Genomic DNA, 11,574 nt, shown 5'->3' on the forward strand with positions numbered 1-11,574 from the left:
GGGGAGAACACACATGCTTTCAAGAACCGCCGACCACCTCTTCTGGATGTCCCGCTACATGGAGCGGGCCGAAAACGAAGTTTCGCCAAAACACGGCCGAGCGCGCAGCGCTTGCGGGGTTTTCGGCCTCAAGGGAGTTATCTGATGCTGAGCCGTACCGCCGACCACCTTTTCTGGATGTCCCGCTACATGGAGCGGGCCGAGAACACCGCAAGGATGTTGAACGTCAGTTACGAAACCTCCTTGCTGCCGCAATCAGCTGCTGCCGTTGAAGCCGGTTGGGAAGGCATCTTGTCGATCAGCGAGTTGCTGCCGTCCTATTTGGCTTTGTACAAAACCATCACGCCACGCGATGTGATGGCTTTCATGGTCAAGGACGTGGACAACCCATCTTCGATCATCTCGTGCCTGCGCGCCGCACGCGAGAACGCCCGTGCGGTGCGCGGGACCCTGACCACCGAGGTCTGGGAGACGCAAAACCAGACCTGGCTCGAAGTCAACCGCATGCTCAAGAGCGGAGAGTTCGAGCGCGATCCGGGCCAGTTTTTTGAGTGGGTGAAGTTCCGCTCGCACCTGTCACGCGGCGTGACGGTGGGCACCATGCTGATGGACGAGTCGCTTTACTTCATGCGCATGGGCACGTTTTTGGAGCGGGCCGACAACACGGCGCGTTTGGTGGATGTGAAGTTCCACGCCATGAACAACGACTTTTTTGGCGCACCGCAGTACGGCACCTCCGAGGCCGAGAGCACGCAGGAATACGACTTCTACCACTGGAGCGCGATCTTGCGCAGCGTCAGCGGCTTTGAGGTCTACCGCAAGGTGTACCGCGATGTGATCCGCCCCGAGCGGGTGGCCGAGCTTTTGATCTTGCGCTCGGACATGCCGCGCTCTTTGCACGCCAGCCTCAATGAGGTGGTGTCCAACTTGGCGCTGGTCTCGCACGACCGCGAAAGCGACACCTTGCGCCACGCAGGCCGTCTGCGCTCAGAACTGGCCTTTGGCCGCATCGACGAGATTTTGGCGACCGGCTTGCACGCTTACCTGACGCAGTTTTTGGACCGCGTGAACGTGCTGGGCGGCCGCATCAGCCGGGAGTTCTTGATGCCGTCAGCGGCATAAACCGTCCTGGCGCGAGAAGTTAAGCAGGCACAGCTCTTGGCGTGCAATCGTCGTTGCGAGCGAAGCTTGGCAATCCAGCTGCGCGCTTGACGAGACATCTGGACTGCCGCGTCGCTGCGCTCCTCGCAGTGACGATTTGACCGATCAATCGCCCAGCGTCAACACCACGGGGGCGTGGTCGCTGGGGCGTTCATTCTTGCGTGGGGCGCGGTCGATCACGCAGGCGGTGGCGCGGTCCTTGAGCGCTGGGGTGATCAGGATGTGGTCGATGCGCAGGCCGCGGTTGCGGCGAAAGCCAAACTCGCGGTAGTCCCACCAGCTGTAGCTTTTCTCGGGCTGCTCAAACAAACGGAAACTGTCCGTGAGGCCCAGATCGGTCAGGGCTTGGAGCTTTTCGCGCTCTTCCACCGTGCAGTGGATGGTGTCTTTGAGGCCCACCGGGTCCCACATATCCAGCTCGTCAAAGGTGATGTTGTAGTCGCCCATCAGCACCAGATTCGGGTGGCGTGTCATTTCGTCCTTGACCCAGTCGCGCAGCGCATCGAGCCAGCGCATCTTGTAGGCGAACTTGTCGCTGTCAGGCGCCTGGCCGTTGGGGAAATACGCGCCGATCACCCGCAAATCACCGTAGGTGGCCGCGATCACACGCGACATCTCGTCTTCAAAGCCGGGGATGTTCTTGACCAGGTCCACACCCTCGGTGCGCGAGATCAGCGCCACGCCGTTGTAGGTCTTCTGGCCAAACCAGTGGGCCTGGTAACCGGCTTCCTTGAAAGCTGCGACCGGGAATTTGTCGTCGGTGAGTTTGAGTTCTTGCAGGGCCAGCACGTCGGTGGGGTTGGCGGCGAGCCAGTCCAGCACCTGAGGCAAGCGCACCGACAGCGAGTTGACGTTCCAGGTCGCGATGTTCATGAAGCCGTGTGTCTCTCTCAAATGTGCAGGTAAGCCAAAACGCCGACAACCACGCCGCCAGCGCCTGCGCCGTACATGACGTATTCCAGCCATTTCTTTCTGGACAGCAGGGCAATCGCGGCCATGGCAATGGCCACTTGCAGCACGGTGGTGGCCTGCGCCCAGCGGTGGTGCTGGTGCATTTGTTCGTCAGACCGCTGGTCCCAGGCTTTGGCTTCGGCTTCGAGCTTTTCAGCACCGGCCTTGATTTCGGCTTTTTCGCCCTTGTAGCGCTTGATCTCGTCTTGGTAGAACTCTTTTTTGCCGGGTGACAATTCCAGAGCCAGCTCGCTCAGGTTTTGCTTGCTGCTCTTGGCTTGGTAGTAGTTCCACTGGTTGGAGGCTTCGGTCTTTTTGATGGCCGCGTTGTTTTTGTACAGGCCTGCATTGGCCTGCGTGGCTCCGCCCATGTAGCCAAACAGGGCCCCCACCGTGGCGATCACGGCGGTGAACATGGCGATCGAGCTGGTGTGTCCGTCGCCGTGGCCTTGGGCGGCGTGCTCCAACTCATGGTCGTGCGGGCCGTGAACGTGAAAACCTTGTCCAGACATGGTGTCTCCTCAGATAGGGTGTTGGTATGTGACAAAACTGAAGGGCAGGCCACTGGCTGCCACATGCTGTTCGCGCCGGACTTCTTGCCAGCCCGCGCCGAGTGTAGGGGCGAATGCATCCCCCTCGAAGTCCTGGTCAATTTCAGTGACCACTGCGGTGCTGGCGTGCGGTTCGGCCTGCGCGTAAATCTCGGCACCACCGATCACCCAGGCATCGGTGGCTTCGGGGCACAGGTTTTGGGCTTCGTCGATGGAGCCAGCACGCACAGCGCCTTCGGCCTGCCAATCGGTTTGGCGGGTGACCACGATGTTGACGCGGCCGGGCAGGGGGCGGAATTTGGGCGGCAGCGAATCCCAGGTCTTGCGGCCCATGATGACCGGCTGGCCCAGCGTGGTGCGCTTGAAGTGCGCCAGGTCTTCGGGCAGGTGCCAGGGCAAGGTGTTGTGGACGCCGATCACGCCATTGCGGGCGCGGGCATAGATCAGGTGAAGTTTCATCTCAGGCAGGCGCCAAGGCCTCAGCAATGTGTCAAACAGCCACGGGCGCTTTGATGGCCGGATGGCACTCGTAGCCCAAGACCTCGAAGTCTTCGAATTCGTAGTCAAAGATGGAAGCGGGCTTGCGCTTGATGTTCAGCGTGGGGTAGGCCATGGGCGAGCGGCTCAGCTGCAGCTCGACCTGTTCGTGGTGATTTGAGTAAATGTGGCAATCGCCACCGGTCCAGATGAAGTCGCCCACGTCCATGTCGCATTGCTGCGCGATCATGTGGGTCAGCAGTGCATAGCTGGCGATGTTGAAGGGCACACCCAAAAAGATGTCGGCGCTGCGCTGGTAAAGCTGGCAGCTGAGTTTGGGCTTGTCGCCCGCCTTTTGGGGCGGCGCCACATAGAACTGAAAGAAAGCGTGGCAAGGCATCAGCGCCATTTGGTCCAGCTCGGCCACGTTCCAGGCGCTCACGATGATGCGGCGCGAGTCGGGGTTGCTTTTCAGCGTGTCCATCACCTGCTGGATCTGGTCGATGTGCCCGCCGCTGGGCGTGGGCCAATTGCGCCACTGCACGCCATACACCGGGCCGAGGTCACCGTCTTCGCGGGCCCACTCGTCCCAGATGGTGCAGCCGCGCTCTTGCAGCCATTTCACATTGCTGTCGCCGCGCAAAAACCACAGCAGCTCCACGATGATGGCCCGCAAAAATACCTTCTTGGTGGTGATCAGCGGGAAACCTTCGTTCAGGTCAAACCGCATTTGGTGGCCAAACACGCTGCGCGTGCCGGTGCCGGTGCGGTCGCCTTTTTGCACGCCGGTCGTGTAGACATGGCGCATGAAGTCTTCGTATTGGCTGCGGATGGGGCGTGCGGGCGTGTTCATGGGGTGGAGTGTAAATGCTGTCGAATTTGTCAGATCACGGGCAGTTGATGACCCGTCCTGGGTTCAGCAGGTTCTGCGGGTCCAGCGCTTTTTTCACGGCCCGCATCATGGCCAGCGCGGTGGGATCTTTGTACAAGGGCAGCTTGCCCACTTTGAGTTCGCCCACGCCATGCTCGGCGCTGATCGAGCCGTCGTATCGGGCCACTTGCTCAAACACCAAGGTGTTGACGCGTTCTTCGTTGTCGCGCAAAAAGACTTGGCCATCGACGCCTTCGGGGGCTTGCACGTTGTAGTGCAGGTTGCCGTCGCCCAAGTGGCCAAAGTCCACCATGCGCACGCCGGGCACTTCGCGCGCTAGCAGGGCATCGGTCTCGGCCACAAAGGCCGGGATGCGCGAGACCGGGATGCTGATGTCGTGCTTGATGTTCAGGCCTTCTTCGGCCTGCGCCAAGGTGATGCTTTCGCGGATGTGCCACAGGCCCCTGGCTTGCGTCAGGTTTTCGGCCACCACCGCGTCGCTCACGCAGCCAGCTTCCAGTGCGGCTTCGAGCAAGGCTTCAAATTGAGCACGCGCATGGGCTTCGTTCTCGCTGTCGGAGTTTTCGAGTAGCACGCACCAGGGCGTGTCTTGCCAAAGCGGCACGCGCAACTGCGGGTAATGCTTGTCCACCAGGCCGAGTGCAAACTGGTTCATGACTTCAAAGCCTGTCAGGCCCGGGCCCAGGCGCTGGTGGGCCAGGCCCAGCAGATCCACCGCCGCTTGCATGCTGGGCACTGCGGCCCAAGCGGTCAGCTGCGCGGCGGGCAGGGGGTAGAGCTTCATGGTGGCAGCGGTGATGATGCCCAGCGTGCCTTCGCTGCCGATCATCAGGTTGCGCAGGTCGTAGCCGGTGTTGTCTTTGCGCAGGCCTGTCAGGCCGTTCCAGACTTCGCCTTGGGCATTGACCACTTCCAGGCCCAGGCACAGCTCGCGCGTGTTGCCGTAGCGCACCACTTGGGTGCCGCCCGCGTTGGTGCCCAGGTTGCCGCCAATCGTGCAGCTGCCTTCGGCGCCCAGGCTCAGTGGGAACAAAAATCCAGCGTTTTCGGCCGCAGCCTGCAGGTTTTGCAGCACGCAACCGGCTTCCACGGTGATGGTCAAGTTGGCCGGGTCGATCGCGCGGACCGCGTTCATGCGGGTCATGCTCAGCACAATCTGGGTGCCCGAGTTGTCGGGCACGCCGCCCACCACCAGGCCGGTGTTGCCACCTTGCGGCACGATGGACGCGCCCGCTGCGGCGCAGGCCTTGACCACGGCGGCCACCTCTGGGGTGTTGGCGGGGCGCACCACCGCCAGGGCATGGCCTCGCACGCGTTTGCGCCAGTCTTGCTCCCAGGGGCTGAGGTCGGCACCGGGGTCGTCGTGGGTGAGCACGTGGGCCGCGCCGCAAATCTGGCGCAGTTGGGCAATCAGGTCGTGGCTGGGCAGGTCGGTCATGAGCAGGTCAGCCGGTGGCTGAAAACAAGAAAACTCAATTCTTGGGCACGGGCACAAAGTTGCCCGTCGCCTTGGCGGCTTGGATGCGGATGCGCACGTGCAAGGCGCAAGCCACAAACAAGCTGGTGCACAAGATCACTTGCAGCAGGGCCAGGCCATTGGAGGGCCATTTGTCGCCCCAAGCGCGCACAACGCCTTCGGTGAAGTACAGCCAAACCAGCAGGCTCACCCAGCGGTAGGTGTACATGCGGTGTTTGAGCAAACCGGCCAGCGGCAGGCACAAAGGCAGCACCTTGATGGCCCACCACGAGCCGCCCGGGCGCAGCGGCGCCAGCCACAACTCCCAGGCCAAGCCCACCAAAATCAGGCCGAGCAAGCTGCCCACGGCAAGCCAGCGCGTGAAATTCACGCCAGAGGGGATGTTGTCAGTATTTGTGTTCATGGCGGTGGCATCATACCGGTCATGAAATCCCTTCCTCCCGTGCTGACTTGGCGCGAACATTTCAAAGCTTGGTGGCAAGAGCTGACCGAGTTGCCTTGGCGTCAGATGCTGGGTGTTCTGGCGCAGCGATTTCGCGATGCGCGTTTGGGCGTGAGCGCCAGTTCTTTGACCTTCACCACAGTGCTGGCCTTGGTGCCTTTGTTTGTCGTGGGTCTGTCGGTGTTTGCGGCCTTTCCGGTGTTTGGCAAGTTCCAGGACACCATCCAGCGCTGGCTGATCGACAGCCTGGTGCCCGAGAGCATTTCGCGCCAGGTGCTGAACTACCTGACGCAGTTCTCACGCAAAGCCAGCCGCTTGGGCGCAGTGGGTTTGGTGGCGGTGGTCATGACGGCCGTGGCTTTGATGGTGACCATCGAGCGCACCTTGGGGCAAATTTGGCGCGTTGACCGGCAGCGGCCCCTGGCGCAACGGGTCTTGCTGTACTGGTCGGCCATCACTTTGGGCCCTTTGTTTCTGGGCGCCAGTCTGGCCATCACCTCGTATGTGGTGACCGCCTCGCAAGATGTGGTGAACGTTTTGCCCGGCATCGTGCGCGGTTTGCTCGATGGGGTGGAGTTCTTCTTGTTGGTGGCGTGCCTGAGCGGCTTGTATTTTTATGTGCCCAACGCTCGGGTCCAGTGGCGCCATGCCCTGACGGCAGGCTTCTTGGTCGCTGGTGGCATCGAGATCGCCAAGAAACTGTTGGCGGTGTACCTGACGCAATTTCCGACGTATTCGCTGATTTATGGCGCGTTTGCGGCGGTGCCGATCTTGCTGGTCTGGATTTATGTGACTTGGGTGATCGTGCTTTTGGGCGCCGTGATCGCGGCCAGCATGCCCGAGGTGAGGCGCCAGCATTTGCGCCAGCCCGAGGGGGCCGGTTGGTCGTTCCGTGTGGCGCTGGAGGTGTTGGCCGCCTTGCATGCCGCCCGCCAAACGGCACCCCACGGCATGACGGCCGATGCCATGAGCGTGCAGCTGCGCCTGGATGTGCGTGAGGTCAATGGGGTGCTCGAAGTCTTGCGCGGCTTGGACTGGGTGGGCTTGTTGCGCGACGACGGTGGGCCGCAGGCTTCACGCCATGTGCTGCTGATCAACCCCACCGAGACGCAGGCAGGGCCCTTGGTCAATCGATTGCTGTTGCGCCAAGAATCGGCGTCTTATCCCTTCTGGATGGCGACAGGCCTGGACCAAACGCCTTTGTCCAGCATGTTGCCTATCGCATGGACCCCTCAGCATTGAGGGGACCTGGATTCACCCTCAAAAGGGGATCTTGCCCTTCCAGATGTCCTTGTACATGACCCAGTCCCCCATGAAGCTGTAGAGGGGGCGCTTGAAGCTGGCGGGTTTGTTTTTCTCAAAGCCAAAGTGGCCGATCCACGCGCAGCCATAGCCACACAGCAGGCCATACAAAAAGTATTGCGGCTTGCCGGTGTAGGCGAGCATGGCCAAGCAGATCAGTGACAGCGTGCTGCCCACAAAGTGCAAACGGCGGCAGGTGCGGTTGTTGTGCTCGCTCAAATAAAAGGGGTAGAACTCGGCAAAGCTGCTGTGGGTCATGGTTGTCTTCTCTTGTGTTTTAACGGGTGCTGAAGGGGGCGCTCAAAAAGCCTCTGAAACGGGCTCGCCCACCGCGCTCGGGTTCGCGGGTCAAGCGGTACTCGGGAAAGCGCCGCAAAAAGCGGCCAATCGCGATGCGGCCTTCCAGTCGCGCCAAGCTCAGGCCTGCGCACTGGTGCACGCCAAAGCCAAAAGCCAGGTGCTTGTTGCCGGTGCGGCGCAGGTCCAGCTGCTCGGGATTTTCATAAACCGCCGGGTCGCGGTTGGCCGCGCCAATGCACAGCGTGACCAAGGCGCCTGCGGGCAAATCCACCCCATTGACCTGCGTGGCTTGCAAGGCGCGGCGGTTGCCCAGTTGGTTGGACGACTCAAAGCGCAGGAATTCGTCCACCGCCAAACCCAGGATCTGTTCCTCGGCTTCTTCGTCGGGGGCTTGCTGCAGGTCCGACAACAGGCGCATGCGCTGCTCGGGCCATTCTTGCAGGCTGATGAGTGCGTTGCCAATCAGGTTGGTGGTCGTTTCGTGTCCGGCGTTGAGCAGGAAGACACAGTTTTGCAAAAGCTCGACTTCGCTCAAGGCGTCGCCATTGTCCTCGCCTTGGATCAAGCGGGTCAGCACATCGTGCTCGGGGTCGCCCGGGTGCTGGCGACGCTGGGCCACCAGCTCGCGCAGGTAGGCCAAAAATTCATTCACGCTGCGGTTGCCCAAGGCTTCTTGTTCGGGCGTGAGCGAGGGCTCCAGTGCGCCCAGAATGGCCAGCGACCAGGCACGCAAAGGTTCGCGGTCGGCATGCGGCACATCCAGCAAGTTGCCGATGATCTCCACCGGAATGGCCGAGGCAAAGTCCTCGATCAGGTCGCCGCCGCCTTGAGCCTCGATCTTGTCCAGCAGGCTGTCGACCAGACTGATCAGACCAGGCTCCATGGCCTCGATGGCGCGGCGGGTGAGGGCGCCCATGATCAGGCGGCGCACCCGGGTGTGCAGCGGCGGGTCGTTGAAGACCAGGCTGTGGGTGTGGTGCTCAAACAGCGGGGCTACACCGCCAGCGGCGGTGTAGGGCGGCTGGTTGAAGGGCGCGTGGTTGTATTTGGGGCCGAACTCGACTTGTTTGTCTGAGCTGAAGACCTTGGCGTCGCGGTACACCGCCACCAAGTCGGCATGGCGCGTGAGGAAGTACGAGCCATCGGGCATGCGCTTGAAGGGCTCGGTCTCGCGCAGCGCGGCATAGACCGGATAGGGGTTGTCCAAAAAATCGCGCGGCAGCGCACGCAAGTCCAGCGTTCGGGCAATGTCTTGCGCCCGCTTGGGCGACAAGGGTGGGGTGATGCTCATGGTTTCAGGAAATCTTTGAGGGCTTGCAGTACGCCTTCAGGCGCTTCGGTCATCAGCGAATGACCTGCATGCAACTGCGCCACGGTGGGGTGGGCACACAGCTGGATCAGGCTTTGCGCGGCTTTGGGCGGCGTCATCTGATCGGCCTTGCCCAGCACAAACAAGGTGGGGCAAGTCACTTGTGGCATGGCCTTTTCGGCGCCGGCATAGCTGTCGCAGGCTTTGAAGCCGGTGTGGAACACATTGACCTGGGTGTTGCTGGCCAGCACGCGGCGCATGAGTGCCTTGCTGCCGCCATACAGCCAAGTGCCGGGGCCCAGGGCCGAAGGCGGTGGCGCCAATGTGGAGTGTGAAAAGCTGTTGACCATGTCGATAGCCTTGAACGGTGCGCTGACCGACAAGTCGAGCAGGGCGGGCGAGACGCGCATCGGGTAGGCCGTGCCGACCATGACCAGACGGCTGACCCGGCCAGGGGATTGGACGGCATCGCGTGCCGTGGCTTCCAGCGCAATCAGCGAGCCGAAGCTGTGGCCGATCAAGGCGGCCCGCTCAATCTTCAGGGCGTCGAGCAAAGCGATGACGGTGTCGGCCGCTTCTTCCACACTTTGCGGGGGAGTGCCTGCGCTTTTGCAGTGGCCCGGCAGGTCGATGGCCAACACGTTCCAGCCGTGGTGCGCCAGGTAGCGGGTTTGCAAAATCCAGACGCTGTGGTCGTTGAGCACACCGTGGATGAAGACGGCCGTGGGTTGTGCGGGATTGAAGTCTTTGCCGCCGGTGTAGGCGTAGAGCTCGTGGCCTTGGACAGAAATTTTCATGCGGCTTTCTCCGCAGCCTTCAGGGCTTTTTTCAGGTCATCGATCAAATCGTCGGGGTCTTCCAGGCCAATCGACAGGCGGATCGTGCCGGGGCCAATGCCGCTGGCGGCCAAGGCTTCATCGCTCATGCGAAAGTGCGTGGTGCTGGCCGGGTGGATCACCAGGCTGCGGCAGTCGCCCACATTGGCCAGGTGGCTGAAGACCTTGAGGGTTTCGATGAACTTTTGCCCTTGGGTACGGCTGCCCTGGATGTCGAAGCTGAACACCGAGCCAGCGCCGCGAGGCAACAGCTTTTGCGCGAGCTGATGCGAAGGGTGTGTCTCCAACATGGGGTGGCCCACGCGGCTGACCAGCGGGTGTGCTGCCAAAAAGGCCACCACCTTTTCGGTGTTGCCCATGTGGCGGGCCATGCGCAAGGGCAAGGTCTCGATGCCTTGCAAGATCAGCCAGGCGGTGTGCGGGCTCATACAGGCCCCAAAGTCGCGCAGGCCTTCGCGGCGGGCGCGCAACAAGAAGGCGCCCACGGTGCTTTCTTCGCTGAAGACCATGTTGTGAAAGCCCTCGTAGGCTTGGCTCAGCTCGGCAAATTTGCCGGACTTGTCCCAGTCAAAGCTGCCGCCATCGACCACCACGCCGCCCACCACGGTGCCGTGGCCCGACAAAAACTTGGTGGCCGAGTGGTAGACCAGATCGGCCCCGTGGTCAAAAGGCTTGATCAGCCAGGGCGAGGTCAAGGTGGAGTCCACCAACAGGGGCACACCGGCTTCGTGCGCGATGGCGCTGATGGCCGGGATGTCCAGCACGTCCAAGCCCGGGTTGCCCACGGTCTCGCCAAAAAACAGCTTGGTGTTGGGCTGCACGGCGGCTTTCCACGCGTCCAGATCGCCCGGTTTGACAAAGGTGGTGCTGATGCCAAAACGGCTGAGCGTGTAGTGCAGCAAGTTGTGTGAGCCGCCATACAAAGCGGTGGACGCCACGATGTGCGAGCCCGCACCCATGAGGGTGGCAATGCTCAGGTGCAGCGCCGCTTGGCCGCTGGCGGTGGTGATGGCGCCAATGCCGCCTTCGAGGGCCGAGATGCGCTGCTCCAGCACCGCGTTGGTGGGGTTGCTGATGCGGCTGTAGACGTGGCCCGGGCGCTCCAGGTTGAACAGGGCGGCAGCCTGGTCGCTGGACTCGAACACAAACGAGGTGGTCAGGTGGATCGGCACAGCGCGGGCGCCGGTGCTGGGGTCGGGTTCGGCGCCTGCGTGCAGGGCGAGGGTGTCAAATCCGGGGTCGCTGTAACCAGCCATGAAAAGTCTCCGAAAAAGAAAGTATGCGGCAAGCTTGTTTCGCTACGCTTTGCATCCATTGTGGGCTATATTGAGAACCAAATTCACCTCGGTTCGACCCTCAGGAGACACACCATGAAAGTCAGCGACATCCTCCGCGTCAAAGGCAACACCTTGTTCACCGTGATGCCCGATGAACCCTTGGGCACGGCCATGAGTTTCATGGCTGAAAAAGACATCGGCTCCCTGGTGGTGATGGCCAAAGGCGAGCTGGCCGGCATGCTCACTTTCCGTGAGGTGATCCAGCGCATCGTCAAAAACGGCGGTCAGGTGGGCAACACCACCGTCAACGATGCGATGGACAGCACGCCCATGACTTGCAGCAGCGAAACCGATCTGGACGAAGTGCGCCGCATGATGCTGGACCGCCATGCCCGTTACATGCCCGTCATGGACGGCCGCATGCTCATGGGCGTGATCAGTTTCTACGACGTGGCCAAGGCCGTGGTCGATGGCCAGAACTTCGAAAACAAGATGCTCAAGGCCTACATCCGCGACTGGCCCGACGAAGCCAACGCCGAGCCTGCTGTCAAAATCTGAGCTCACCCACCCCTTCAAAGGGCCTGACGCAGCGCTTGCGT

Annotated in this window: 14 protein-coding genes; 4 read left to right on the forward strand and 10 right to left on the reverse strand. The window is 61.7% G+C overall.

Annotation, left to right across the window (positions count from 1 at the left end):
- Window positions 1-13 precede the first annotated feature (13 nt).
- Window positions 14-145 (forward strand): alpha-E domain-containing protein, encoded by a 132-nt coding sequence (locus QLQ16_RS15790; RefSeq protein WP_431310364.1) that lies wholly within the window; start codon window positions 14-16, stop codon window positions 143-145.
- Window positions 145-1,122, forward strand: a complete 978-nt coding sequence (locus QLQ16_RS01555) for an alpha-E domain-containing protein (protein ID WP_283222924.1) — start codon at window positions 145-147, stop codon at window positions 1,120-1,122. Before QLQ16_RS15790 ends, QLQ16_RS01555 begins: the two co-directional genes overlap by 1 nt.
- Before the next feature lie 144 nt (window positions 1,123-1,266).
- On the opposite strand, the gene xth is transcribed toward QLQ16_RS01555, so the two are convergent.
- Genes xth through QLQ16_RS01585 form a run of 6 tightly spaced genes read right to left on the reverse strand, consistent with a single transcriptional unit; the run spans window position 1,267 to window position 5,912 of the window.
- Window positions 1,267-2,034 (reverse strand): exodeoxyribonuclease III, encoded by a 768-nt coding sequence (xth, locus tag QLQ16_RS01560; protein ID WP_283222925.1) that lies wholly within the window; start codon window positions 2,032-2,034, stop codon window positions 1,267-1,269.
- A 17-nt stretch (window positions 2,035-2,051) separates the two neighbouring features.
- Window positions 2,052-2,624, reverse strand: a complete 573-nt coding sequence (locus QLQ16_RS01565; RefSeq protein WP_283222926.1) for a DUF4337 domain-containing protein — start codon at window positions 2,622-2,624, stop codon at window positions 2,052-2,054.
- Window positions 2,625-2,633: 9 nt separating this feature from the next.
- Complete coding sequence (locus QLQ16_RS01570; protein ID WP_283222927.1) at window positions 2,634-3,122, reverse strand: dihydrofolate reductase; 489 nt, start codon at window positions 3,120-3,122, stop codon at window positions 2,634-2,636.
- A 31-nt stretch (window positions 3,123-3,153) separates the two neighbouring features.
- Window positions 3,154-3,993: a thymidylate synthase gene (locus tag QLQ16_RS01575; protein WP_283222928.1), complete on the reverse strand. Its 840-nt coding sequence runs from the start codon at window positions 3,991-3,993 to the stop codon at window positions 3,154-3,156.
- Window positions 3,994-4,027: 34 nt separating this feature from the next.
- A complete protein-coding gene (locus QLQ16_RS01580; RefSeq protein WP_283222929.1) occupies window positions 4,028-5,470 on the reverse strand; it encodes an FAD-binding oxidoreductase in 1,443 nt (480 codons plus the stop codon).
- 34 nt (window positions 5,471-5,504) lie between these two features.
- Window positions 5,505-5,912, reverse strand: a complete 408-nt coding sequence (locus QLQ16_RS01585; RefSeq protein WP_283222930.1) for a DUF2069 domain-containing protein — start codon at window positions 5,910-5,912, stop codon at window positions 5,505-5,507.
- 21 nt (window positions 5,913-5,933) lie between these two features.
- Here QLQ16_RS01585 and QLQ16_RS01590 point away from each other — a divergent pair, with 21 nt between their 5' ends.
- On the forward strand, window positions 5,934-7,193 hold the full coding sequence (locus QLQ16_RS01590) for a YihY family inner membrane protein (protein WP_283222931.1): 1,260 nt from the start codon (window positions 5,934-5,936) through the stop codon (window positions 7,191-7,193).
- A gap of 18 nt (window positions 7,194-7,211) precedes the next feature.
- Here QLQ16_RS01590 and QLQ16_RS01595 read toward each other — a convergent pair whose 3' ends face one another.
- From QLQ16_RS01595 to QLQ16_RS01610, 4 genes are read right to left on the reverse strand one after another with little or no spacing between them, the layout of a single operon-like run.
- Window positions 7,212-7,511 carry an Mpo1-like protein gene (locus QLQ16_RS01595; protein ID WP_283222932.1) on the reverse strand — a complete coding sequence of 100 codons (300 nt, stop codon included), beginning with the start codon at window positions 7,509-7,511 and terminating at the stop codon, window positions 7,212-7,214.
- A gap of 19 nt (window positions 7,512-7,530) precedes the next feature.
- A complete protein-coding gene (locus tag QLQ16_RS01600; protein WP_283222933.1) occupies window positions 7,531-8,844 on the reverse strand; it encodes a cytochrome P450 in 1,314 nt (437 codons plus the stop codon).
- Window positions 8,841-9,659, reverse strand: coding sequence for an alpha/beta fold hydrolase (locus QLQ16_RS01605; RefSeq protein WP_283222934.1), 819 nt, complete (start codon window positions 9,657-9,659; stop codon window positions 8,841-8,843). Before QLQ16_RS01605 ends, QLQ16_RS01600 begins: the two co-directional genes overlap by 4 nt.
- Entirely contained in the window at window positions 9,656-10,954 is a 1,299-nt protein-coding gene (locus tag QLQ16_RS01610; RefSeq protein WP_283222935.1) for an O-acetylhomoserine aminocarboxypropyltransferase, read from the reverse strand. The genes QLQ16_RS01605 and QLQ16_RS01610 overlap by 4 nt, the downstream gene beginning before the upstream one ends.
- Window positions 10,955-11,068: 114 nt before the next feature.
- On the opposite strand from QLQ16_RS01610, the gene QLQ16_RS01615 reads away from it, so the two are divergent.
- Window positions 11,069-11,533 carry a CBS domain-containing protein gene (locus QLQ16_RS01615; protein WP_283222936.1) on the forward strand — a complete coding sequence of 155 codons (465 nt, stop codon included), beginning with the start codon at window positions 11,069-11,071 and terminating at the stop codon, window positions 11,531-11,533.
- Window positions 11,534-11,574: the final 41 nt, after the last annotated feature.

This window comes from Limnohabitans lacus (assembly GCF_030053395.1).
Lineage (GTDB): Bacteria > Pseudomonadota > Gammaproteobacteria > Burkholderiales > Burkholderiaceae_C > Limnohabitans_A > Limnohabitans_A lacus.

Bases quoted from the DNA above. Each gene is read 5' to 3' on its own strand.
- QLQ16_RS15790 (WP_431310364.1), top strand. From the start codon at position 14: ATGCTTTCAAGAACCGCCGACCACCTCTTCTGGATGTCCCGCTACATG.
- QLQ16_RS01555 (WP_283222924.1), top strand. From the start codon at position 145: ATGCTGAGCCGTACCGCCGACCACCTTTTCTGGATGTCCCGCTACATG.
- xth (WP_283222925.1), bottom strand. From the start codon at position 2,034: ATGAACATCGCGACCTGGAACGTCAACTCGCTGTCGGTGCGCTTGCCT.
- QLQ16_RS01565 (WP_283222926.1), bottom strand. From the start codon at position 2,624: ATGTCTGGACAAGGTTTTCACGTTCACGGCCCGCACGACCATGAGTTG.
- QLQ16_RS01570 (WP_283222927.1), bottom strand. From the start codon at position 3,122: ATGAAACTTCACCTGATCTATGCCCGCGCCCGCAATGGCGTGATCGGC.
- QLQ16_RS01575 (WP_283222928.1), bottom strand. From the start codon at position 3,993: ATGAACACGCCCGCACGCCCCATCCGCAGCCAATACGAAGACTTCATG.
- QLQ16_RS01580 (WP_283222929.1), bottom strand. From the start codon at position 5,470: ATGACCGACCTGCCCAGCCACGACCTGATTGCCCAACTGCGCCAGATT.
- QLQ16_RS01585 (WP_283222930.1), bottom strand. From the start codon at position 5,912: ATGAACACAAATACTGACAACATCCCCTCTGGCGTGAATTTCACGCGC.
- QLQ16_RS01590 (WP_283222931.1), top strand. From the start codon at position 5,934: ATGAAATCCCTTCCTCCCGTGCTGACTTGGCGCGAACATTTCAAAGCT.
- QLQ16_RS01595 (WP_283222932.1), bottom strand. From the start codon at position 7,511: ATGACCCACAGCAGCTTTGCCGAGTTCTACCCCTTTTATTTGAGCGAG.
- QLQ16_RS01600 (WP_283222933.1), bottom strand. From the start codon at position 8,844: ATGAGCATCACCCCACCCTTGTCGCCCAAGCGGGCGCAAGACATTGCC.
- QLQ16_RS01605 (WP_283222934.1), bottom strand. From the start codon at position 9,659: ATGAAAATTTCTGTCCAAGGCCACGAGCTCTACGCCTACACCGGCGGC.
- QLQ16_RS01610 (WP_283222935.1), bottom strand. From the start codon at position 10,954: ATGGCTGGTTACAGCGACCCCGGATTTGACACCCTCGCCCTGCACGCA.
- QLQ16_RS01615 (WP_283222936.1), top strand. From the start codon at position 11,069: ATGAAAGTCAGCGACATCCTCCGCGTCAAAGGCAACACCTTGTTCACC.